Here is a 22,456-nt window from a genome sequence, read left to right as displayed (position 1 = left end):
TGCGCCCCGACAACGCCCCGGACTCTACACTCTTTTTCTCATCGCTATCTATTGATTTAATATGAACGAAATTCAGCCCTGGAAACAAGAAAGCGTCATCCTCAACAGCAAACTCATTATCGACAACTTCCAACACTGGATGGGGAAACCCTTACTGGAAATAACCGGAACGCCGGAAGAAATGGCGAAGGCATTATTTGAAGCCCCCCATCCCGTCTTTTGTCACGGCACGGAAGCCGACCCCATTTATAATTACGGGAACCGGAAAGCGATGGAATTGTGGGAAGTGAGTTGGGAAGAATTGACCCAAATGCCCTCCCGATATTCCGCCCCGCCGATGGATCAAGAAGAACGCTTGCAACTCCTCAAAACAGTCACAGAAAATGGATATATCAAACAAGGGAAAGGCATCCGCATTTCGCGGACGGGGCAGCGGTTTCTCATTTCCGATTTTATCGTCTGGAATCTGTTTGGCGATCGCGAAAACTATTGCGGACAAGCTGCCACATTCTCCCAATGGGAAAAAATCGATTAAATTAAAAAATATAACGGTAAAAAATTTTGTGAAATACGAACAATGTCTCCGTGTCCTCCGTGCCTCTGTGGTGAAATCTTCCAACTGTTATCCAATCCGATTGAATGATCGGAACAAAACGGGTTGGATATCAAAACCGCTTGGGAATCAATTCCCCGAGGGCGCAAGCCAGGGGTCCCAACCCGATCAAATCATCGGTCGATGATTGGGGAGGTTGAGGAGGGGATAACCGGATTTGATATGATCCGGCCAACTCAAACGGTAAAAGCTGTTGCACTTTCCGTTGACTTTTGCCCCCCACCATAGCCAGTGTCAAGTTGGCGAGGTGAATTAGCAAATGATAAAGTCCCCCTTTTTAAGGGGGATTTAGGGGGATCATCGGTCTCTCATCACAGCAACTTTTCTTTCAACTGCTGCAACTTTTCGGGGGAAAGCGTTATCTTAATATCCACCAATTGCTCCTTATCCCGGAACAACAACAGCAGACCATTCTTGCCCACCGCCATATGGGGATCGTGAATTTCCACCGTCTCGTACCGCACCTCCGGGATGGTAACTCGAACCACCACTTGCTGTTGAGATTGGGGGTAAATATAAAGCTGCTGGTGGCGGGTGTCGAGTTCCAACTTGGCGGGGGTCATGTTGCGTTCGTCGGTACTGTCCGGCTTGTACCAATAGAGCGTAATTCCCCGCATTTCCGGGTTGACGATCGCGAAGGTTTCGTCGAACTTCTGGGGTTCCCAATTTAACTGGTGGGGGTTGGCATCTTGGGGCAACAACCGCTGCTGCCAGTCCACCTTAATTCCCTTGAGATTGCCCCACCACTCCCGGATCGCCTCCAGGTTGTCGGCATTGTCCGGGTTGTTGCTACCATACTGCCAAACCGTTGTTTGATCCATGTTGACTCCCTCGCGTTTTCCCATTAACTTCTAATTTAACTTCACGGCTGCCCGATGGATTTACCGATTATTTTTCATCCCGATTACGTCGCCCCCCTCCCCCCCGGCCACCGTTTCCCGATGCAAAAGTTCGGGTTACTCTGCGAGATGTTACTCCGGGAACGAGTCATCGTGCGATCGCAACTTCACCAACCGGAACTCCCCCCCGACGAGTGGATCGAACTCGTCCACCACCCCGATTATGTCCAGGCCTACTGCGGGGGAACCCTGGACCCGAAGGCCCAGCGGCGCATCGGCCTCCCCTGGACTCCGGCGTTGGCGAACCGGACCCGCATCGCGGTGGGGGGGGCGATCTTGACGGCGAAATTGGCCCTGTCAAAGGGGTTGGCCTGCAACACGGCGGGGGGCACCCACCACGCCTTCCCGGGGTACGGGTCGGGATTTTGCATTTTCAACGATATCGCGATCGCGGCGAAGGTGGTGCGGCATCTGGGGCTGGCCGAAAAAATCCTGATCGTCGATCTCGACGTCCACCAGGGGGACGCGACGGCGGTGATTTTCCAAGACGAGCCCAACGTGTTCACCTTCGACCTGCACTGTCAGGGGAACTTCCCCGCCAGAAAACAGAGCGGCGATCGCGACGTCCCCCTGCCCGTGGGGATGGAAGACGACGAATATTTGCAAACCCTGGCCGAATATTTACCGGATTTGCTTGCGGAATTCCGCCCCGACCTGGTGATCTATGATGCAGGGGTCGATCCCCACATCGACGACCGCCTGGGAAAACTCGCCCTCACCGACTCGGGGTTGTGGCGCCGGGAAATGCAGGTGTTATCAACGTGCGTCGGCATGGGGTATCCCGTGGCCGGAATCATCGGCGGCGGCTACTGCGACGACATGGAATCCCTGGTTTACCGCCACTCTCTCCTGCACCGCGCCGCCTCGGAAGTTTACTGTCAGTACCGGCTCTGATGGTAGTAAAATGAGAGGCAGTCAACCGATGGTGTATGCAAACAAGGGTGGTGTGAGGAGTTTTTTTTCAACCGAGAGTCGGAGGCGCGGTGCGAACCCCGGTGGTTGAATGGGATCATCCCCCGGGAAATCGGCACGAGACATTTGGTCTTCCCAGCCTTCTGTATTGTTTTCGTTCCCGATTTGTCGCCCTTCTGCTGCGCGTAATTTGTTATGAGCCATTGGTTAGGAATTCTTTGTGCGATCGGCCTGAGTGCGGCCTGCGGGTTTCGGGTTTTCGTCCCGCCCCTGATTTTGAGTACGGCGGCCATCTACGGCTCATTTGAACTGCCCCCGAACCTGGCAATTTTGGGAACCGAAATGGGGTTGATAGCGACGGGGGCGGCCCTGGCGGTCGAAGCCTTCGTGTACTTCATCCCCGGCCTCGACAACACCCTCGACGTCCTGGAAACCCCGGCAGCGATCGCGATCGCCAGCCTGATGGTCGCCGCATTTCTGCCCCCGATGGACCCCCAGTGGATGTGGGCGATATCGATTATTTTGGGCGGCGTCACGGCCGGCATCATCGAGATTTTGACCGGCATCACCCGGGTCGCCTCGACGATGGCGACGGGGGGTCTGGCCAATCCCCTGCTGTCCACGATGGAGTTGTTGGCCGCGGTGATTTTATCGGTTTTGGCGATTTCCCTGCCGATTCTGGGGGGAATTGTCGCTGCGATCGTGCTAATTTTGGCCCTTCGGAAAATTGTCCGCCGTCGCTGGAAGGATTCGTGAAATGGATCGGAATTTGACGGAATTCCGGACGGCGATCGCGCCCCGGCCATCAAACTGTCAATCCCGCGACATTTGACGGGTCGGGGCGACCCACTATAATGCCGGTAAGCTAAAATAAACCGTAGGACTTCAGTTCCAGAAACTTGCCATGCAACCCGAGCCGAGTGCCGATCTTTTAACTCCCCTCAAAAATAATGTTTTGTTTGAACAGCTTCCCCCGGAAGTGCAACATTGGGCGGAAAGCTTGCCTTGGAATCAGCGGCGCTACGTCCTGTCTCTCTGCTACATTATTTGCGCCTCACCGCCGGAAAAACAGGCTGAATTTTTAGATGATTACACCGCCGACGGTCTCGTTTCCAAATTGCTCGAAGATATCGATTCTATCAATCGAATTCGGCGCTATTTCAAATGGTTCAAAATATCGACCCCCCTCACCGAAGCGGTGCTGAGAAAATATATCCGGCAATTCTACATCCACTCCGCCCAAGATGCCCGCTGCCAGCCCGACATCTATTTGGAGTCGGCTCTGAAGTTGGTTTTGAGTCCCGACGAGAAAGATCGGGTGTTCAATTACATCGTCGGATTTGAACTCATCAAACTGATCTTTAAGATGAGTTGGCTGCAACACGAGCGCCTGTCCCGCCTGCAAAAAAGTCAGGATGAATTCATCAAAAAATATATCAAACCGATCCAACACGCCCACCGCATCAACGGACTGATCGTCCCCAAAGATGAAAAAGTGTTCTTCGCCAAACGGGATTACTACGTCCAACAGCCGGACATCGGCCCCCAAAAACTTTTGGCTTTAATTATGGCGACGTTTACCAGCGATCGCATCGTCCACTGCGGCTTTTCCGTCACCCGCCACATCCACGCCCTCGAATTCGATTATGACTATATCTTTAATGCCTCCGAACCCGAGAGTATTTTTCCGTGGGAATCCGGATCTGTGCTAGGATCTGGCTGAAGTCTCGGCTGTTGACCGGCGATGAAGTCGAGCCGGGGAACCCCGGAAAAGCGGCGGGCCGACGGGCGATCGCGGCGGGGTCGAATCAAAATCCCCGACGGCGCCGAGATCTTCGATGTCCAGTCTAATGAAACCTGAGCGTGAGGGGCCGACGTGCTACTGCCAAAAGGCTTTGAAGTTGAAATGTATACCGGCACACCGGCAGGTGAGATTGTCGGCTTCTCGGATCGGATCGTCAAACATCTCGATGGCTTCGTCCGAGAGCCGGACAGTCGCAACGTGGAATATATCACGGCGCCGATTTGCAGCTACGATCGCTCCCTGTGCGCCCTGCTGCGGCCCCGCCAAAATTTGCGAAAATATTTAAAACAACTCGGAGACTACACGATCGTACCGGGGAGCACGTTATCCCTGGGGGACAGCCAGCGCTTCTACCGGTCTGACCCGAACAACCCCTACCACGCCTACATTGAGGAAACCTACGGTACGACCGTGGTGACGGCCAGCATCCACATCAATATCGGCATCGAAGACCCCGAAGAACTGATGCGGGCCGTGCGGCTGGTGCGGGTGGAGGCGCCGCTGTACTTGGCCCTGAGCGCGTCTTCGCCCTTTTTGGACGGGGAGGCGACGGGCTACCACTCCACCCGCTGGCACCTGTTCCCCAAGACTCCCCCCCACGTCCCCCTGTTCGAGAGCCACGCCCACTACATCCGCTGGACCGAGGAACAGTTGGAGGCGGGGACGATGAAAAATGTCCGCCACCTGTGGTGTTCGGTGCGGCCCAACGGCGATCGCCGTCCCTACAGCCTCAACCGTTTGGAGTTGAGAATTTGTGACCTAATCGTGAATCCGATCGCCCTGCTGGGGGTCACCGCTCTGCTGGAAGCGCGGCTGTGGCAGATGATGGAAACGCCCGGTTTAGATCCCCTTCTCCTGAGCGCCGCCCCGGAAGACCTGGTGGCCCTGACGGACGCCAACGAGGAAGCGGTTGCAGCCCGGAGCCTCGACGCCGAACTCAAACACTGGAAAGATGGCAGCAGCATCGTCGCCCGGGACTGGGTCGAGGAGCTGTACGAAGAGGTCTGGCCCGTGGCGAAACGGCTCGGGTTTAGCTGTTTCCTGTCCCCCCTGAAAAAGATTCTGCGGGAGGGGAACACGGCGCAACAGTGGTTGCGGCAGCGGGAGGCGGGGGCGGATGTCCGACAAATTCTCCGGGAGGCGATCGCACAGACGAACCGCCAAGAACGGGATCTCGAAGATAAGATTTGCCAGCTCCTGGCGGGCTGACGGGTCGGTGCAAAGAACCTATCAATATATCTTATGCTTGGTTTTCCGTTCAAAAGATAAAGAAAAACTATAAATCTACAGGCCGGCCGGGGAAATTCCGGAAACAATGGAACCGATGTGCCCGGATTGATGTCTCCCGGGTTCCGAACCAGCCCGCGATCGCGATCGACCATGCCCCAACTCGTCCTCATCCACCCCCAAATCCCCCAAAATACCGGCAACATCGCCCGCACCTGCGCCGCGACCCAGACGGAACTGCACCTAGTCGGTCCGTTGGGGTTTGAAATCAGCGATCGCTACCTGAAACGGGCCGGGCTCGACTACTGGCCCAACGTCCCCCTCAAGTACCATCCCCAACTGCGAGAGTTTCAAACCGCCCACCGGCAACGGGGGGGGCGGTGGCTCGGATTCAGCACCCGGGGAAAACACAACTACGCCCGCTTCCAGTTTCGGGACGACGACTGGCTGCTGTTCGGCAGCGAAACCGCCGGACTCCCCCCGGAGGTTCTCGACATTTGCGATGCGACGCTCTACATCCCGATGGTCGCGGGGAAAGTCCGCAGCCTCAACCTCTCGGTCAGCGCGGCAGTGGGCCTGTTCGAGGCCCGCAGACAGCTCGGGTATCTTGATGAAAATTAGGAGGTGACAAGAATTGACCATTGACCATTGACCATTGACAATGAATTAGCATTCCCCGACTCCCCACCCCCACGAGCTGGCGCTATAACTTTTTTTTATAAATACCCGGATGGGCGGGCCATCGGACAGTGATAGATTTTAGTCATCTGACAAGGGGTGATTTTTCGCGGCGTTTGAGTGGGGTGAACGGTTGACCGGTCGGGCGATCGCCCCTCGGAACCACCGGTTCGAGTCCCCGAAGGAACCCGCGACTCTCGGCGCCGTCCGGTTGCGGGCGAGTTGTGTTTTTTGAGGGATTTGGTGTAGAGTCTCATCGGGATCGAACGGTTGCCATCTGCCTTTTCCAGAGGCGATCTCAAAGCGATCGCGGGGGAGAAATCCGACAATTCTCAAAAGTCGATCTGAAGCCCTTTGTCGGCAATCTGTTCGGATAGCTTGTCGAAAAGAGAAAACCAAGGTAATCTGACGTAAGCAACATTGCTGTCAGTGATTTAGATCGCACATCAGCGTGATTTATCTCACTGATTCAAGTTCCTTGAGTGGTTCAAGGACAGTCTTAAGCGCTTCTCCATAGGAGGTCGTTCTTTGAAAGGAACAGTTCCACACAACGATCAACCTGTTGTCACGGGTCCCGTCAATACTCATATGAATGTGGAAACTTCACAACAGGTCACAGTCCCGGGCACAAGCAAGGTGAAAACCTCTGCCGCCTTCTTGGGTTTGGCGATTGCATCAGGTCTTCTGTTTCCCGAAGGGGGTAGTGCGGCCACTGAACCGACAACCCTCGATCCGACCCGAGCGACGCCGCCCATTTCCGGCGACGTCGCCGGCAGCGAAACGGAAAACTCGCTGTCGGAGAGTTCGGATTGGCAACCGTCAATTTTGAGAAACCTGACGGAATCCAACGCCGGGCCGATGTCCCGGGCGGACGAAACGCCACCCTCCGTGGCCACGGAGGGCGGGGAAACCGAGATCGAGGTTGACGAGCCGGCGAACCCGGGGACTGTTATTGTCCCGGAGCCGTCTGTGTCAAAATCTGAAGACAAATCTTTCTCCTTCGATTCCCATTCGGCGGCGAGTGATCGCACCGAAGAAGCAGAAGTCGGCGCGAGCCCCGTTCAAACGGTACCGGATTCGGAGCCGAGAGTGCCGGGGCCGTTGGTGATCGACTCCGATCTCAACCCGTCCGTTTCCGTGGTCTATCAGGTGGGTTCGGGGGACACCCTCGATCGCATCGCCCGCACCCACGGGGTGGCAGTGACCGAAATTCTCAAGGCTAACAATCTGACCGACCCGAACTTCATCAAGGTCAACCAAGAACTCAAGATTCCCAAACGCCTGAGCAATTATTTAGACCGCCAAAAAGAGGGCGCTCGGGCCGATACTCAGAAGTGGGAGGGCCTCCAACTCGACGGGGAAAAAACGGTGTCCCGCCTCCCCTCCTCGGGCGACTCCGAGAGCGATTTGGGCGGGTTCTCCGTGCGGTCTCGGTTGAGTCAGACCGTGATCCCCTCCGTGATTCCGTCCGAAATTCAGGGGAATTTGAACAAGCCCGTCGGACTCAAATTGAATTTAGCCGGCGGTTCCTTCGACACCGGCAGCGATCGCCTGGCCCAACTCGGAAAAGACTTCACCCCCATCTCTCCCGACTCTGCCAAAGATCCGCAGGCGGGCGAGTCCAAAGATTTATCCTCCCGCGAGTCCGATGCGGCCCCCCGCAAGTTGGCATCTCTTGACAATCGACCCACCACGAAGCTCTACACCGATCGCCTGAGATCCGAAATCGAGCGACTGCGGGCGGAGTACCGCGCCGAACAATTTGATCGCACCTATTCGTACCAGGCCGTCAGTCTCTCTCAAGACCCGGAAGGCGCGATCGAAGAACCCGCTCAAATCGTCGCCGCCCCATCCCCCGAACTCCCTCCCCACCGCATCAATCCCGAATTCAACCCGAACGCCTACGACCCCCGAAAAGACGCGGAGAACGGGCAGGCGAGTGCGCCGGAACCCCGGGAAGTCGCCCGCCGCCCGGAGGGCGATGAGGATCGGGATGCGGTGCTCGCCACGGCTCCCCTCGGCGCCGATGCCTACGACCCCCTGCAAAATCCGGCCCTCGGTCGTATCGTCTCCCCCCATTTGCCCCCCCTTCCCGGTCCGGATACTTACCTGCCGGGGGGATCGATGCGCTTCAACGGCTACATCTGGCCGTCCGAAGGCATTTTGACCTCGGGCTACGGCTGGCGCTGGGGGCGGATGCACCGGGGAATTGACATCGCCGGTCCCATCGGGACTCCCATCGTGGCGGCAGCCCCCGGAGTCGTCACCTACGCCGGTTGGAACAGCGGCGGTTACGGGAACCTGGTGGAGTTGGAGCACCCCGACGGCAGCCTGACCCTCTACGCCCACAACCACCGCATTCTGGTCAACAAAGGTCAAAAAGTGACCCAGGGACAGCAAATTGCGGAGATGGGGAGCACCGGGCGCAGCACCGGACCCCACCTGCACTTCGAGATTCACCCCTCCGGACAAGGGGCCGTCAACCCGATGGCGCTCTTGCCCCGAGAATAAGCCCGCAGGGCTTGTCGGGGACGGACGGGGGACTTTCTCCCGCTTCCGTTCCCCTCCCGAAATTTTTTTGCCGCGATCGCTTGCATGATTTTTTGCGATCGTGCTATATTTAAAAACTGTTGACAAACGTGGCTCTGTAGCTCAGTGGTTAGAGCAGGGGACTCATAAGCCCAAGGTCGCAGGTTCAAATCCCGCCAGAGCCATTTAACATTAAACCCTTGTTCTACAAGACTTTCAGCGTACAACCGAAGTCTTTTGTCCCGGTGGAGGGGGGATGTAGCCAAAAAATAAGGGGCGATCGCCGCCCTTCCCTACTGTTCGATCGAATCACCTGATCTGACCTGGGATAGGAGACAAGGCGATCGCGTATTCTGAACCACCATGCATGGTTTTTCCATGCATCGAGAAAAGAAATATGAGCTCAAGCCCGGGGTAGGGGCAAAAGTGTATCACCCTGTACCCGTTACCCGTATTTCGTAAGTGGCTATAGAGCTTTGAGTCAAGCGCTGTAATCATTCCAGGATAAGGAATTAAAAAAGATGCCAGGAGGCGGACTTGAACCGCCGACACGAGGATTTTCAGTCCTCTGCTCTACCGACTGAGCTATCCCGGCTTATTTCCACGATTATCTATCGTATCAACGAAGCTTCGATTTGTCAACCCCCCAGAAAAATATTTTTTGCTGGACGCTCAAACCCCGACTATCGTAGCATTTGAGAAGTCCGATCGCATCAGGAGGCCAGTCCCATCGCCCGACCCGAGAACAGATGGAACCCGACGATCGCCCTCGGCATCATTTGGCTGCTGGGGGCGATCGGCGATCGCATTTGGTTCGCCCGCGATCGCTCCGTCCCCGCCTGGGACCCCGCCGACTACCTCACCGGAAGCCTCACCTATTGGCGAGCCCTGCAGGACCCCCGATGGCTGTCCGGGGACTGGTGGACCCATCTCTGGACCCTTTCCCCCAAAGTCCCCCCCCTGACTTACCTCCTCAGCGTCCCGTTTCAAAACCTGTTCGGAACCGGCCCCGAGAGTGCCAATTTGGTACATTTACTGTTCAGTGCGATACTGCTGGGGTCAGTCTACGCGATCGCGGCCCGATTGTTCGATCGCCGGGTCGGGTTGTGGGCAGCGGGACTGTGCCTGTTGATGCCGGCCCTGTACCAATATCGCCTCGGGTATCTCCTCGACTATCCCCTCACGGCAATGGTCGCCCTCAGTTTTGGCGGTTTGACGATGTGGAAGGAGGCGGAAAAACCGCGATCGCAATGGCTTTGGGCGATCGCGTTCGGGCTGTTTTTCGGACTGGCAATATTGGTCAAACAGACGGCCCTATTTTTCCTGTTCGTCCCCCTCCTGTGGCTGACAATTGGCCTTCTCAAACGGCGGGATTGGCGGCGGCTATTTCAACTGGCGATTGGCCTATTTGTATCCGTCTTAATTTTCGGCCCCTGGGCGAAAGCCAACTGGCTGTTAATGCTGACCTCCGGAAAGCGGGCGACGGTAGATTCCGCGATCGCGGAGGGCGACCCGTCCCTCACCAGCCCCGACGCCTGGACCTATTATTTCAAACTCCTGCCCCTGCACGTTTCCTGGCCGCTATTATTGGTTCCCATCGTCGGATTTTCACTCTATTTCATTCGGAAACAATCCCTTCCCCTCCACCCGAAAAAATCCGCCCTCACCTGGTTATTTGTCTATTTAATTGGCGGCTATTTTATCTGTTCCCTCAACCCCAATAAAGACTTCCGCTACGGCTTCCCCCTGCTGCCGATCTTGTCGATATTTTTAGCTTGGGGACTGACGTTGTGGCCGAGACGGTGGGGGGCGACGGTTCGCTGGGGGACCGTCGCCGTGGCGGTGGGGTTGATGCTGCTGACGCTGTGGCCGTTCGGGGGCGTTCCGGGGCAGACGTTGCGAAGTTGGCTGAGTCCGGGAAATACCCGCCACGCCCAAATTAACATCCACTGGCCCCACCAAGAAGCGATCGCGGAAGTTTTGGCGGCCGAACCCCATTTAGAAAACAATATCGGCGTGCTTCCTTCCACTCCGAATCTCAACCAACATAATATCAATTATTACGGCGCACTGCAAGATTTTCAAATCTACGGGCGGCAGGTGGGGACGGCGGTCGAACGGGTTCCCCAGGACGCGCGATCGCTGTGTTGGTTTATTACAAAAACGGGCGCTCAGGGTTCGGTCGATCGCATCGGCGAAGCCCAAGCCATGATGGTGAGCGCGATCGTCAACGGCCCCCCTTTTCAACTGCAAAAATCCTGGCCGTTGCCCGACGGCAGCAGGTTCGACCTGTATCGCTGCACCCCCGCCCCGGTGGAAGTTTCCCCCCTTCCCGCATCGGAAATATCGCCGAAAGTCAAATTAGATGCAGTTATCCTTCCCGAAAAAACGCCCCCGGGGGTTCCCGTTCCCGTCAGCTATTATTGGTCGGGTTCAAAAGAGGAATTGGAGTCCGGTTTGGTCGTGTTGACGTGGACGGACGGCCAGGGTTCGCGATGGATACACGATCGCGCGATCGCCTCCGGACGCCTGCATTTTGGCGAGACAGAAGGGGGATTTCAAGTTGTCGAACGGATGGCGATGCTTCCCCCGCCCGATGCGGCTCCCGGAATTTATCGCCTGGAAGCCACCTATTTGAACCAGGAAACGGGGGAAAATTACGCGATCGCCTCCCCCCCCGTGACGCTGGAAATCGACCCCGCCGCGGCTCCCTCGCCCGCCCCGGAACTGGATTTAGTCACCCAACTGCGGCAACTCGCCCTCTACCTTCCCGAAGGCATCGAAGGGTTGGAATTAATCTTCGATGAAATCGGCCGTATCAACCAATACGACCCCATCCAAGATTATACAATTCAAGCCCAAAAAACCTTAGAATATCGTTTGACCCGAGAACCGGACAATTTAAACTGGGCTTACGGGTTGGCATTGTCCGCCGTTTTGCGGCAGGATGTAGAAAGTGCGATCGCGGCTTTGGAACGGGTGAAAACTCTCGATCCCGAGAATCCCTTCGCCCACGCCTATCTCGCCTTCGTCCACCTGTATAATTTCGATCCCGAGGCAGCGGAAACCGCCCTCAAACCCGCCTTAGAATTGAGTCCGAATCAACCGGAATTTTTGGTATTGCGGGGCACCGCCAACCTCCTCCGAGGTCGCATCTTCCGAGCCCGCCAAGATTTACAAGCATTAAATCGGCTATCCTTATAATCGGTAGCACAGGCATCCTGCCTGTAACCAGCTAGAAGCTTATTTTACGCGACAATGAAACGCTATCAACTGGTAATTTTTATCGCCATCATCATTATCGTCCCCCTCGGATTCGCGAGTAAATTTTATCGCGGGCCCCTGGATGACTGGTTCAACAACTCCCTCGGCGGGGTACTTTACGAAATGTTTTGGGTGTGGCTGGCAGTATTAATCTGGCCCCACCTATCCCCCATCTGGACGGCAGTTTGGGTGTTTATCATCACCTCTATTTTAGAAATCCTGCAACTGTGGAATCCCCCCATTTTGGCAATGATGCGATCGCACATCGTCGGCAGATTGCTGCTGGGCACCACATTCTCCTGGTGGGATTTTGTCTATTATATCATCGGCTGTGTCTTGGCGGCGTGGCTATTAATCCTCGCCAAAAAGAAAGTCTGGACTCACAAATCCGAGACCTAATCAAACCCTCTCTGTGTCCTCCGTGTCTCTGTGGTTAATTCTTATCGAGAACCTTGAAAATTGATCATCGCAAATTCGACCAACTGGGGAAATAAACGATAGGCTTCCGTCGCCAAACTCGTCGGCCCGACAACTACCTCAGACAGATGCCGGCGTTGTTCACCAAAACGTCAATATTGCCGTAAAATTCCAGGGCTTTTTGCACCAGATATTCCACCCGGCTGGGATTGCCCACGTCCGTCCCCATTGCCAGGGCGGAAACGCCGAGCGATCGCACTTCATTCGCCACTTTTGCCAAGCGATCGACATTTCGCGCCGTCAGTACGATATCATAGCCTTTGCGGGCAAATAACAGCGCCGTCGCCCGACCGGTTCCTTGGGATGCGCCGGTAATTAAAACGGTTTTCGTCATAATAAGTTTGATTTAAACCACAACGTTAAAAATTGCGAAACTGAAGTCAATAATCATCAACTTACAGTATAAAGAATCCCCATGAAAATTTCAACTCAATCTCCCCCTTGGGCGGTGGCAATTGTGGTTTGTGTCGGAGTTTTCGCCATCTCGACGGGTTCGATTTTTGTCCGCTTGGCGATCGACGCGGCGGGTATGCGGGGGGTGGGATTCAGTTTGGTGATCTCCGCTTCTCGATTATCTATCGCCGCCCTATTGTTGGCATCTACCTGGCGGAATATTGCTTGGCGATCGCTCCAACCGGGCGCGGTTCTCCATGGGGTGGGGGCGGGAATCTGTCTGGCTTTTCACTTCGCCACCTGGATCACTTCCCTATCTTACACCTCCATCGCCGCCTCGACAACCATCGTCACCACCAGCCCCATTTGGGTGGCGATTTTGGCGTGGTTTTGGCTGCGGGAAAAACCCTCAAAATTGACGCTTTTCGGCATCGCGATCGCCCTTTCCGGGGGCCTCATCATCGGCTTGGGGGAGGGCGCGTCGGCGGATATTTCCAGCCATCCGATTTTGGGAAATAGTTTGGCGTTGATCGGCGCCTGGGCGGTCGCATTTTATCTGATGTTGGGACGGGAAGCCCAGCAGCGGGGCTTAAAAATTGGCGGCTATGCGGCGATCGCCTATACCGTGGCGGCACTCGTTTTACTACCCCTTCCGTTTCTATTTGGGGTGGGTTATACGGGTTATCCAAATATTGTTTATGTTTACTTGATCTTGATGGCAATTCTGCCCCAACTGATCGGACATACCAGCTTCAACTGGGCTGTCAACCGCACCTCACCGACATTGGTGACACTCGCCATTTTACTCGAACCCGTCGGCGCGAGTATTTTCGCCTATTTTCTATTCGGAGAAATCCCGGCGATTCCCGTTTTATTGGGTGCGATTGTTATGATCGTCGGGGTGGCGATCGCAACCGTCGGCAAGAATAATACAGGTGACTTGTAGGGGCGAATGGCATTCGCCCTGCCCCGGCATTCGCCCTGCAACTATTCTAATTTAAAAAAAATCAACGCAAATACCTCAATAATTCCCCCACAACCCGCCGATAATCCGAAGCGGCTTCCCGGGCATTTTTGCTTCTGGCGTTGACAATTGGAACCCCTTCCAAGGGACAGCGTTCGTGGGCTTTGTAGCCGCGAATGAAGTTTTCAAAAACCGGAATTCCCGCCTCCCGGAGCGATCGCTGGGCTTCGTAAGCGTCCCCCACGCTGCGGGGATCGACTTTGGTGAGCAACACTTGATACTCGATATTTAACGGTGCGATCGCCTCCCTCACCGTCGCCATCAACGCCACCAAATCCATCGGGGCGGGTTGACTCGGGACGATCAAATAATCGGCAACCTGCACCACCGCTTCGAGAGCACTCGATTGCAAAGCGGGGGGCGTGTCCACCACAATTAATTCCACCTCTCGAACCTTTTTCAACTGTTTCAAAACCGCCGGATCGGTTTCCGAAGACAGATCGAAGGGCATCTCTCCCCGCTCAACCCACCAACTGGCAGAACCTTGGGGATCGGTATCCACCAACAGGGTTGAGAAATGAGTGGAAAGAATGGCAGCCAGATTGACGGCGGTTGTCGTTTTGCCGACTCCACCCTTTCCATTGGCGATCGCGAGAATTTTGGGCATTTGATCTGCTGGGATAACTCACAGTGAAATAACAGTATAGTTCATCGCGCGATCGGATCATAGGATCGGAGCCGAAAATCCTTCGACGAGGGCGGGATGCGATCGCGCCCCAACAAAAACCCGACTCTCACTTTATACAATACAAAATCTGCGACAATTGATTTTTTATCGTCTATAATATATCCATCGATCGGACTAGAACCGAAGGCGGGCGATCGCCCCCCGTTTCCGAGTCCGACAATCTGAGGACGAATCGGAGAACCGACAGCCATGACAACTGTACTCAGTGCCCCCACTGAAACCCCCTCGGACATCATGTCCTTGGAGGAGTTTCTCAATTTTGATGATGGAACCGATGCCCGTTATGAATTAGAAGATGGGAGACTTCTGTTTATGCCGAGTGAAAGCGATCTCAACCAACGCATTGCTTCTTTTCTGTTTGCCTATTTTATCCAACTTGGAATCCCATTTTATCGGTTGAGAATCGGGATAGAAATCGCCATGATGGGAAGTCGGGCAACGGTGCGCCTTCCCGATTTAACCGTCTTATCGGAAGAACTCGCCCAGGCGATGCAGGGCGCCAGCCGTTCTCTCGTAACCCTCGAAATGCCGCCGCCGCAGTTCGTTGTAGAAGTGGTGAGTCCGGGGCGGGAAAATGAGGATCGCGATTACCGTTACAAGCGATCGCAATACCAAGCCCGAGGCATCGATGAATATTGGATTATCGATCCGATGCAACAACAAGTTACCGTCTTTACCCTCTCAACCGGACTCTACGAAGAGGCAATTTTTAAAGGAGATAGCGCGATCGCATCTCCCCTCCTATCGCAATTCAATCAACCGTCCGCTTTGACAGCCGAAAAAATCTTTCAAGTCGGAGTCAACGAATAAAATTCAACCCTCGATGATTCCCAAAAACCTTGACTTTTTGAAGGGATTCAATTAAACTATCTTCTATGAGCGTTTCTTCCATCCGTCCCGCCCGAATCACCAACGTCCTCCCGGACTCCATCGCCGCCGAGGTGGGGTTTGAACCGGGGGATGCGATCGTGTCGATCAACGGAACCCGCCCCCGGGATCTGATCGACTACCAATTTCTCTGTGCCGATGAAATCCTGGAACTGGAAGTGATCGATGGCAAGGGAAAAACCCACCACGTCGAACTGGAAAAAGACTACGACGACGACTTGGGTTTGGAGTTTGAAACGGCACTCTTTGACGGGTTGATACAGTGCAACAACCGCTGTCCGTTTTGCTTCATCGATCAGCAACCGCCGGGAAAACGGGAGACACTCTACTTAAAAGATGACGACTACCGCCTCAGCTTTTTATACGGTTCTTATTTAACCTTAACCAATTTATCTCAAAAAGAGTGGGATCGCATCGCCCAGATGCGGCTGTCTCCCCTGTATGTCTCCGTACACGCGACGGAACCGGAAGTCAGAAATCATTTACTCAAAAATAATCGCGCCGGACAGATTTTAGACCAGTTGAAATGGTTCCGGGAAAACCGCCTGCAAATTCACGCCCAGGTTGTGGTTTGTCCGGGAATTAATGATGGCGCCCACCTGGAACGGACGATACTGGATTTGGCGGAATTTCACAAGGGAGAAATCCCCGCCGTCGCGTCGGTGGCGGTGGTTCCGGTGGGGTTAACGCGGTTCCGTCCCCCGGATGACGAGTTGGTGCCGGTGACGCCGGAAAAAGCCCGAGAAGTTATCCGTCAAGTCCAGGATTTACAAGATAAATTTCTGCACCAGTTGGGTTCAACCTGCGTCTGGCTGGCGGACGAGTGGTTTTTGATCGCCCGCCGGGAATTGCCACCGGAATCCCACTACGAAGATTATCCCCAAATTGGCAACGGCGTGGGCTCGATTCGCAAGTTTTTGCGGGAGTTTGAAACGACTTTCGAGGCGATGAAAATTGAACGGTTATCGACTCCCCGCCGTTGGACTTGGATTGTCGGAAATGCGGTGGAAGTGGCGTTCCAACCGATTATCGACAAATTGAATGAAGTGGAAGGGTTGACGGTGGAAATGGTGGCGTTGGCGAGCGATTATTGGGGGCAGGAAATCACGGTGACGGGACTGCTGACGGGAGAGGATTTGATCGCGGGATTGAAAGGGCGAGATTTGGGGGACGGAGTGTTGTTGCCCTCCCTGATGTTGAAAGCCGGGGATACCCGCTTTTTGGACGATCGCACCGTGGCGGAGGTGGCGGAGATATTGCAAACCAAAATAATCCCGGTGACGGGGGCCGAAGAATTGATCGCGATCGCCTGCGGAAATTGAGCGCTTCGCGCAGGTAATAGGGAATAGGGAATAGGGAATAGGGAATAGGGAATAGGGAATAGGGAATAGGGAATAGGGGTTCCATCCCCTTGTTAAAACCAAATTTCTCCCCTCTCCCAGAATTGGGAGAGGGGTCGGGGGTGAGGGCCAATCTCCCAGTTTTGGGAGAGGGGTCGGGGGTGAGGGCAAAAAGCCTAAGAAACGGTCGCCGGAGAGGGGATAATCACGGCCTCATCGCCCGACAAACCGAAGGCTTCGTGGACCACCTGGAGGGCTTTCACGGCATCTTTTTCATCGACCACACAACTGATTTTAATTTCCGAAGTGGCGATCATGGAGATGTTGATATTTTCCGCCGCCAAAGCCTCGAACATCCGCGCCGCGACGCCCGGACTGTCCACCATCCCGGCGCCGACAGCACTGACTTTGGCGATCGCCGGATTGACGAACAATTCCCCACATTCCCAAGTGGCGATCGCAGCTTCGAGCACCTTTTGGGCCTCCGCCGCGTCCGCCTGGGAGACGGTGAAGGCGATGTCGCGGGTGAGGATGCCGTCGATTTGCTGGCATCGCTGGGACTGGATGATCATGTCAACGCTGATATTGCTGTCGGCCAGAAGGGCGAACAGCGTGGCCGCCATCCCCGGGCGATCGGGGACGTAGCGGATGGCCAAGCGGGCCTGGTTGCGGTCGAGGGCGACGCCGCGGACGGGGGGAGAGTCCGACCGGTCCGCGGCTTCGGCGGTTTCGGGCGATCGCTGTCTGACATCGAACGCCCCACACAGGGCCTCCACAGCGCGATCGCAATCCGCCGCGTCGATAACACAACTGACTTTGACTTCAGATGTCGAAATCATTTGGATGTTGATCCCCGCCTCCGCCAGGGTGCGGAACATCTGCGACGCCACCTTCGGACGCCCGATCATCCCCGCCCCCACGATACTGACTTTGGCGATGGGGGCCTCGTAGCCGCGGACTTCCGGTTCTCCCAACTCGGGGTCGTCGTTGCGGCCGAGGGTGGGCAAAATCGCGTCGGCGACGGCGATCGCCCGGTTGTAGCAATTTTGCGTCACGGTAAACGTGATGTCGTTAATATTGGCTTCGTGGATGGACTGGATAATTAAATCCACATTCAATTTCTGGAGGGCGATGCCGCCGAACAACCGGGCCGCGATGCCGGGGCGATCGGGAATTCGCAGCATGGACACCGCCGCCTGGTCCGCGTCGAATTCCACCCCGTCCACCGGACGCACCAATTCCAACCCCTCCAGGGGTCGCGGTTCCGGTTTGGGGGAGGTGACGCGGGTGCCCGGGTCGTCGGTCCAACTCGATCGCACCACCAGGGGAATGCCGTAGTTGCGGGCAATTTCCACCGCCCGGGGGTGCAGGACTTTCGCCCCCAAACTCGCCAACTCCAGCATTTCGTCGCAGGTGATCTCATCCATCAATTTGGCTTTGGGGACGATGCGGGGGTCCGTGGTCAAAATGCCGGGGACGTCGGTGTAAATTTCGCACTGGTCAGCCCCCAGGGCCGCCGCCAGGGCCACCGCCGAGGTGTCGGAGCCCCCGCGTCCCAGGGTGGTGATTTCTAACTGTTCGCGATCGCTGATCCCCTGGAACCCCGCCACCACAATGACTTTGCCCTCGTTCAGGTGGCGTTCCATCCGTTCGGTTTGGATGTGCAAAATGCGGGCCCGGGTGTGTTCGGCTTCGGTGACGATGCCCACCTGGGCGCCGGTCATGGAAAGGGCCGGCTGTCCCAATTCCTGCAGGGCCATACTCATCAGGGCGATCGTCACCTGTTCCCCGGTCGAGAGTAGCATATCCATTTCGCGGCGGGAGGGGTTGCCGGAAATTTCCTCGGCCATTTTCACCAACCCGTCCGTCGTTTTTCCCATCGCCGAGACGACGACCACCACGGAATGATCTCGGGCTGTTTTGGCGACGCGGCGGGCCACCGTCTGAATGCGATCGACGGACCCGACAGATGTACCACCGTATTTTTGGACAATCAGCATAGCAATTTGAAACTGGGGAGAATGGACAACAAACCGGAAGCCCTGCCCCATATCGGGGAACCGGCGGGGCGACATCCCCCGTATTTTATCGGATGGAGTGGGGAATGATCCGCAGATTTCACAGATTTCACAGATTATGAGAATTTTAAAATTTAATTGGATTTGGGGATTGTAGGGGCGAATGGCATTCGCCCTCTCCCCTCCTGACGGGAAAATTATCTTTTCGTTCCGCCGCGGATTTAGAATAATGGAGGAGATCGATCATCCACTCCCCCTACTCCCTATTCCCTATTCCCTACTCCCTTATCCTGTGACACCGATGTTGGTTCCGACTGGCGATCGCACCTCTCCCGGTTCCCCCCGCAACCTGTGGATTTTTGGGGTGTTGCTGTTTGTTGTTATCGCGATTTTGATTATGATTTCTCAGGTGTATCGACCCCGACTTCTCAGCGACCCGTTTTTGCAGTTTCCCACCGAAAATTCGGTGCGGGTGGTTTGGTTTACCGAGTTTCCGGGTGTCAGACATACGGTTCATTATGGATCGGATTTGGAACGGGTGGCGATCGCTTCTACCACCCAGTTGAGTCGGACTCGGGAAGACCAAAAATCTCGGGTGGGAAATCAAACCGATGGCAATTCAGTTTACAGCAAACCCACGCCGCGATCGGTCTGGCGCCACGAGGCGGAAATTACCGGACTGACTCCGGGGGTGCGCGTTCCTTACCGGGTGAATAGTATCAAAAATAATGATATCACTGTTGGCAGCGAAGTCTTTACCCTGGCGCCGACACCGCCGCCGACAACGCCCTTAAAAATACTCCTCACCTCCGACCACCAACTCAAACCGATGACCGCCGCAAACCTGCAAAAGGTGGCGGAAACTGCGGATATCGACGCGGTTTTTATCGCCGGAGATTTGGTCGATTTTCCCGATCGCGCCTCGGAGTGGTTCGACGATAACCGGGGCGGCGCGTTCTTTCCCGGCTTGCAAGGGAAGGCGAGTTATGTATTGAAAAAAAATGGCACGAAGACGACCTATCGGGGCGGGCAGTTGATTCAAAATGCGCCGTTATTTCCCGCGATCGGAAATCACGAAATTATGGGAAGATTTTCGACCGAAAAAGATTTGAACGCCCAGTTCAACGATGCCTATCCCCGCTTCGCAGCCGAACAGCTTTATCAACAAAATGCGGAAACCATCAACCCTCAAAACAACCCGAAAATCAAAGCCGAATGGATAAAAAATAACTCCTTCAACTCCGACACTTACGACGAAATATTCAGCCTCCCCAACCGCGATAAAAATTACTATGCCGTCACATTCGGGGATGTTCGCTTAGTCGTTTTATATGCCACGAACATTTGGCGGGTTCCCCGCTTGGATGCAGACGCGAGGGGACGGTATCGGGAACGGGAAGCCGATTTTAACCGCCCGGAAAATTGGGGTTACGGACAGCATATTTTTGAACCGATTTCGGAGGGAAGCGAACAGTATCGCTGGCTGCAACAAGAATTGCAAAGCCCGGAATTTCAACAAGCAAAATATAAAGTGGTGATGTTCCACCATCCCCCTCACAGCCTCGGGGATAATATCGTTCCCGCCTACACCAATCCGGTACAAATCAAAGAAAGCGATAATTCCGGCAATCTCACCATGATTCGCTACGAATATCCCAAAAACCAAGATTATCTGATCCGGGATATCATTCCTCTTTTAGAAAATGCGGGCGTCCAACTGGTTTATTACGGACATTCCCACCTCTGGAATCGCTTCGTCGGCGGCAACGGCATCAATTTTTTAGAATCTTCCAATGTGGGAAATAGTTACGGTGCATTTCTGGGCGAAAAACGCCGTTTTGTCCCCCCCGCCTTCACCGAAACCTACACCGCATCGGGCGATCCAAACGGACTCGAACCCGTCACGCCAACCCTGTATCCGTTCCTCGGAGAAGATGGGAAACCCCAGCCCTATATCGCCAGCAACGATATCACCGTTTTCAGTATTTTAGATACCGAAAATGGAACCGTCAGCAGCTACTATTTTGACACGCGCAAACCCAAAAGTCAAGTCATAAAATTCGACGAATTCGCCCTCAAATAATCAGATGGCATTTTTCGATCCTCAATCCAAGTGGAGATCCCCCCCCGCCCCCATCCCCCCCTACCCCCCTTTGTAAGGGGGGAGATAAGGGGGAGCCATTGCCATTCAAAGTCCCCCTTTTTAAGGGGGATAATGGGGGATCTTACCCCGTCAAATACCAAACAAGGCTTTCATCCGCTTTTTGATCCAAATCAAAGGATTTTGTTCCAAATCTTCATCTCCCAAAATACCCATTTCTCTCAACATTTTCTGCCGCTGCACCAACTCCTCTTTCCGTTCCGCCAACTTCTCGGCAATTTGATCCGACAGCGACGGATAACTACTCAAAAACCGCTGGAAGACATCGCGACTCACCACAAATAAAATGGTGGTTTCTTTGGTTCGGACTGCCGCCGTCCGGGGGATTCCCATGATTAATGCCAACTCCCCGAAAAAATCGCCCGCCGTCAGGTCGCGGATGTGTTTGTTCGCCGTCTCCGCCAAAATTTCCACCGTACCTGATAAGATAATATGAAAGGCATCTCCGCGATCGCCCTCGTGGAAAATAAATTGATGGGGGGGGACGGCTTCCCGGTATCCCATCTCGATCAATCCCAACAATTCCAAATCGGTGAATCCTTGAAAATATAGGACTTTTCGCAATAGGGATTGCAAGGTCAGATTTTGATTGTCAATTTCGCCCGATTCAATTGGGGGCGGCTGGGGAGATGAATGGGGATAAAAGGTCTGTCTGAGTTGGTCGATATTTCTGATCCACAAATCCCGCTGGGCGACGGGAATGTTGATGTTATTCTGATATAATTTATTTTGGACGATATAATTTAATGAACTCTGAATCGGCAGTCTGGCTTTGGGCAAATCGATCCAAACCAACAGGTCGAAATTGACGGAGTTTTCGCCGAAATCTGTCAGCCAAACTTGGGGTTTGGGATGAGAGAGAACCCGCGACTCTTGGCGGGCGGCAGACAGCAAAACTTCCGTCACCAAAACGGGGTCGCTGCCGTAGGCGACGCGGACGGGGATGTGGATACGGCTGACGATATTTCCGTGACTCCAGTTGATAATTTTATTGTTGACCAAAATTTGATTGGGGACAATAATTGAGATACCATCATTGGTGACGATAATTGTGGAACGAATGGAAATTTTGCGGATGGTTCCTTCCAAGTTGTCCAGTTCGATATAATCTCCGACTTTGACGGGGCGTTCGAGGAGTAAAATTAGGCCGCTGACAAAGTTTTGGGCGAGCCCTTGAAATCCGAACCCCAACCCGATGCCCAAACCGCCGGCGAGGAAGCTGAAAGACCTCATATCGAGTCCCACCGCCTGGGGGATGAGCAGACAGCCGACGGTGATGGTAAAATAGCGGAAAATGGTCGCGATCGCCTCCCGGGACCCCTCGTCAAATTTCAACTTGACCAAAATTTTATCCCGGAGCAAATTGCTCAAAAAATTGGAAATGAAAACGAACGCGATAAAGGCGAAAAAGAGCGTGACAATCAGTTGCACGGAAATGGACATTTCGCCGATCCGGATCGGCTGGGTGAACGCATCCCACAAAAGCTGTATAATATTTTGAATCGCGTCCATGTTAGCAATAAAATAATTACGTTTTTTCG

General features: G+C 54.6%; 18 protein-coding genes and 2 tRNA genes. 14 read left to right on the top strand and 6 right to left on the bottom strand.

Annotated elements, in window-relative coordinates:
• Positions 1–61 precede the first annotated feature (61 nt).
• A complete protein-coding gene (locus tag LKE08_RS17875; protein WP_324705604.1) occupies positions 62–535 on the top strand; it encodes an MEKHLA domain-containing protein in 474 nt (157 codons plus the stop codon).
• Between the two features lie 389 nt (positions 536–924).
• Here the strand turns inward: LKE08_RS17875 and LKE08_RS17870 are convergent, their stop codons facing one another.
• Positions 925–1,434, bottom strand: coding sequence for a hypothetical protein (locus LKE08_RS17870; protein WP_324705603.1), 510 nt, complete (start codon positions 1,432–1,434; stop codon positions 925–927).
• 54 nt (positions 1,435–1,488) lie between these two features.
• On the opposite strand from LKE08_RS17870, the gene LKE08_RS17865 reads away from it, so the two are divergent.
• The 7 genes from LKE08_RS17865 to LKE08_RS17835 all read left to right on the top strand — a co-directional run bounded on the left by LKE08_RS17865 (position 1,489) and on the right by LKE08_RS17835 (position 8,847).
• Complete coding sequence (locus LKE08_RS17865; protein ID WP_324705602.1) at positions 1,489–2,406, top strand: histone deacetylase; 918 nt, start codon at positions 1,489–1,491, stop codon at positions 2,404–2,406.
• 213 nt (positions 2,407–2,619) lie between these two features.
• Complete coding sequence (locus LKE08_RS17860) at positions 2,620–3,180, top strand: DUF4126 domain-containing protein (protein WP_324705601.1); 561 nt, start codon at positions 2,620–2,622, stop codon at positions 3,178–3,180.
• Positions 3,181–3,328: 148 nt separating this feature from the next.
• Positions 3,329–4,147, top strand: a complete 819-nt coding sequence (locus tag LKE08_RS17855; protein WP_324705600.1) for a cobyrinic acid a,c-diamide synthase — start codon at positions 3,329–3,331, stop codon at positions 4,145–4,147.
• A 153-nt stretch (positions 4,148–4,300) separates the two neighbouring features.
• Positions 4,301–5,437 (top strand): glutamate--cysteine ligase, encoded by a 1,137-nt coding sequence (gene gshA, locus LKE08_RS17850; protein ID WP_324705599.1) that lies wholly within the window; start codon positions 4,301–4,303, stop codon positions 5,435–5,437.
• 171 nt (positions 5,438–5,608) lie between these two features.
• Positions 5,609–6,076 carry a tRNA (cytidine(34)-2'-O)-methyltransferase gene (locus LKE08_RS17845; RefSeq protein ID WP_324705634.1) on the top strand — a complete coding sequence of 156 codons (468 nt, stop codon included), beginning with the start codon at positions 5,609–5,611 and terminating at the stop codon, positions 6,074–6,076.
• 645 nt (positions 6,077–6,721) lie between these two features.
• Entirely contained in the window at positions 6,722–8,644 is a 1,923-nt protein-coding gene (locus LKE08_RS17840; protein WP_375341440.1) for a peptidoglycan DD-metalloendopeptidase family protein, read from the top strand.
• Between the two features lie 130 nt (positions 8,645–8,774).
• Positions 8,775–8,847 (top strand) — tRNA-Met (locus LKE08_RS17835).
• Between the two features lie 337 nt (positions 8,848–9,184).
• On the opposite strand, the gene LKE08_RS17830 is transcribed toward LKE08_RS17835, so the two are convergent.
• Positions 9,185–9,257 (bottom strand) — tRNA-Phe (locus LKE08_RS17830).
• Between the two features lie 179 nt (positions 9,258–9,436).
• Here LKE08_RS17830 and LKE08_RS17825 point away from each other — a divergent pair.
• Positions 9,437–11,866, top strand: coding sequence for a glycosyltransferase family 39 protein (locus LKE08_RS17825; protein ID WP_324705633.1), 2,430 nt, complete (start codon positions 9,437–9,439; stop codon positions 11,864–11,866).
• 54 nt (positions 11,867–11,920) lie between these two features.
• A complete protein-coding gene (locus LKE08_RS17820; protein ID WP_324705597.1) occupies positions 11,921–12,325 on the top strand; it encodes a DUF2809 domain-containing protein in 405 nt (134 codons plus the stop codon).
• A gap of 133 nt (positions 12,326–12,458) precedes the next feature.
• Here the strand turns inward: LKE08_RS17820 and LKE08_RS17815 are convergent, their stop codons facing one another.
• Positions 12,459–12,737: an SDR family NAD(P)-dependent oxidoreductase gene (locus LKE08_RS17815; RefSeq protein ID WP_324705596.1), complete on the bottom strand. Its 279-nt coding sequence runs from the start codon at positions 12,735–12,737 to the stop codon at positions 12,459–12,461.
• An 81-nt stretch (positions 12,738–12,818) separates the two neighbouring features.
• Here LKE08_RS17815 and LKE08_RS17810 point away from each other — a divergent pair, with 81 nt between their 5' ends.
• Positions 12,819–13,742, top strand: coding sequence for a DMT family transporter (locus tag LKE08_RS17810; RefSeq protein ID WP_324705595.1), 924 nt, complete (start codon positions 12,819–12,821; stop codon positions 13,740–13,742).
• A 61-nt stretch (positions 13,743–13,803) separates the two neighbouring features.
• On the opposite strand, the gene LKE08_RS17805 is transcribed toward LKE08_RS17810, so the two are convergent.
• Positions 13,804–14,427 (bottom strand): ParA family protein, encoded by a 624-nt coding sequence (locus LKE08_RS17805; RefSeq protein WP_324705594.1) that lies wholly within the window; start codon positions 14,425–14,427, stop codon positions 13,804–13,806.
• A gap of 270 nt (positions 14,428–14,697) precedes the next feature.
• On the opposite strand from LKE08_RS17805, the gene LKE08_RS17800 reads away from it, so the two are divergent.
• The gene (locus tag LKE08_RS17800) at positions 14,698–15,318 is read left to right on the top strand and encodes a Uma2 family endonuclease (RefSeq protein ID WP_324705593.1); all 621 of its coding nucleotides are present in this window, start codon (positions 14,698–14,700) and stop codon (positions 15,316–15,318) included.
• A 65-nt stretch (positions 15,319–15,383) separates the two neighbouring features.
• Positions 15,384–16,718, top strand: a complete 1,335-nt coding sequence (locus LKE08_RS17795) for a TIGR03279 family radical SAM protein (RefSeq protein ID WP_324705592.1) — start codon at positions 15,384–15,386, stop codon at positions 16,716–16,718.
• Positions 16,719–16,912: 194 nt separating this feature from the next.
• On the opposite strand, the gene LKE08_RS17790 is transcribed toward LKE08_RS17795, so the two are convergent.
• Positions 16,913–18,736: an aspartate kinase gene (locus LKE08_RS17790; RefSeq protein WP_324705591.1), complete on the bottom strand. Its 1,824-nt coding sequence runs from the start codon at positions 18,734–18,736 to the stop codon at positions 16,913–16,915.
• Positions 18,737–19,055: 319 nt separating this feature from the next.
• Here LKE08_RS17790 and LKE08_RS17785 point away from each other — a divergent pair, with 319 nt between their 5' ends.
• Entirely contained in the window at positions 19,056–20,837 is a 1,782-nt protein-coding gene (locus tag LKE08_RS17785; protein WP_324705590.1) for a metallophosphoesterase family protein, read from the top strand.
• 150 nt (positions 20,838–20,987) lie between these two features.
• Here the strand turns inward: LKE08_RS17785 and LKE08_RS17780 are convergent, their stop codons facing one another.
• Positions 20,988–22,427: a mechanosensitive ion channel domain-containing protein gene (locus tag LKE08_RS17780; protein WP_324705589.1), complete on the bottom strand. Its 1,440-nt coding sequence runs from the start codon at positions 22,425–22,427 to the stop codon at positions 20,988–20,990.
• Positions 22,428–22,456: the final 29 nt, after the last annotated feature.

The sequence above is a fragment of the Lyngbya sp. CCY1209 genome, assembly GCF_035615495.1.
GTDB lineage: Bacteria > Cyanobacteriota > Cyanobacteriia > Cyanobacteriales > Microcoleaceae > Limnospira.
Note: the sequence above shows the minus strand (reverse complement) of the source record. Positions and strands in the feature narration are given on the sequence as shown.

Excerpts from the sequence above, each read along its gene's own strand:
- LKE08_RS17860 (WP_324705601.1), top strand. The coding sequence starts at position 2,620 with ATGAGCCATTGGTTAGGAATTCTTTGTGCGATCGGCCTGAGTGCGGCC.
- LKE08_RS17795 (WP_324705592.1), top strand. The coding sequence starts at position 15,384 with ATGAGCGTTTCTTCCATCCGTCCCGCCCGAATCACCAACGTCCTCCCG.
- LKE08_RS17790 (WP_324705591.1), bottom strand. The coding sequence starts at position 18,736 with ATGCTGATTGTCCAAAAATACGGTGGTACATCTGTCGGGTCCGTCGAT.
- LKE08_RS17870 (WP_324705603.1), bottom strand. The coding sequence starts at position 1,434 with ATGGATCAAACAACGGTTTGGCAGTATGGTAGCAACAACCCGGACAAT.
- LKE08_RS17845 (WP_324705634.1), top strand. The coding sequence starts at position 5,609 with ATGCCCCAACTCGTCCTCATCCACCCCCAAATCCCCCAAAATACCGGC.
- LKE08_RS17855 (WP_324705600.1), top strand. The coding sequence starts at position 3,329 with ATGCAACCCGAGCCGAGTGCCGATCTTTTAACTCCCCTCAAAAATAAT.
- LKE08_RS17805 (WP_324705594.1), bottom strand. The coding sequence starts at position 14,427 with ATGCCCAAAATTCTCGCGATCGCCAATGGAAAGGGTGGAGTCGGCAAA.
- LKE08_RS17875 (WP_324705604.1), top strand. The coding sequence starts at position 62 with ATGAACGAAATTCAGCCCTGGAAACAAGAAAGCGTCATCCTCAACAGC.
- LKE08_RS17840 (WP_375341440.1), top strand. The coding sequence starts at position 6,722 with ATGAATGTGGAAACTTCACAACAGGTCACAGTCCCGGGCACAAGCAAG.
- LKE08_RS17820 (WP_324705597.1), top strand. The coding sequence starts at position 11,921 with ATGAAACGCTATCAACTGGTAATTTTTATCGCCATCATCATTATCGTC.
- LKE08_RS17785 (WP_324705590.1), top strand. The coding sequence starts at position 19,056 with ATGTTGGTTCCGACTGGCGATCGCACCTCTCCCGGTTCCCCCCGCAAC.
- LKE08_RS17800 (WP_324705593.1), top strand. The coding sequence starts at position 14,698 with ATGACAACTGTACTCAGTGCCCCCACTGAAACCCCCTCGGACATCATG.
- LKE08_RS17810 (WP_324705595.1), top strand. The coding sequence starts at position 12,819 with ATGAAAATTTCAACTCAATCTCCCCCTTGGGCGGTGGCAATTGTGGTT.
- LKE08_RS17815 (WP_324705596.1), bottom strand. The coding sequence starts at position 12,737 with ATGACGAAAACCGTTTTAATTACCGGCGCATCCCAAGGAACCGGTCGG.
- LKE08_RS17865 (WP_324705602.1), top strand. The coding sequence starts at position 1,489 with ATGGATTTACCGATTATTTTTCATCCCGATTACGTCGCCCCCCTCCCC.
- LKE08_RS17780 (WP_324705589.1), bottom strand. The coding sequence starts at position 22,427 with ATGGACGCGATTCAAAATATTATACAGCTTTTGTGGGATGCGTTCACC.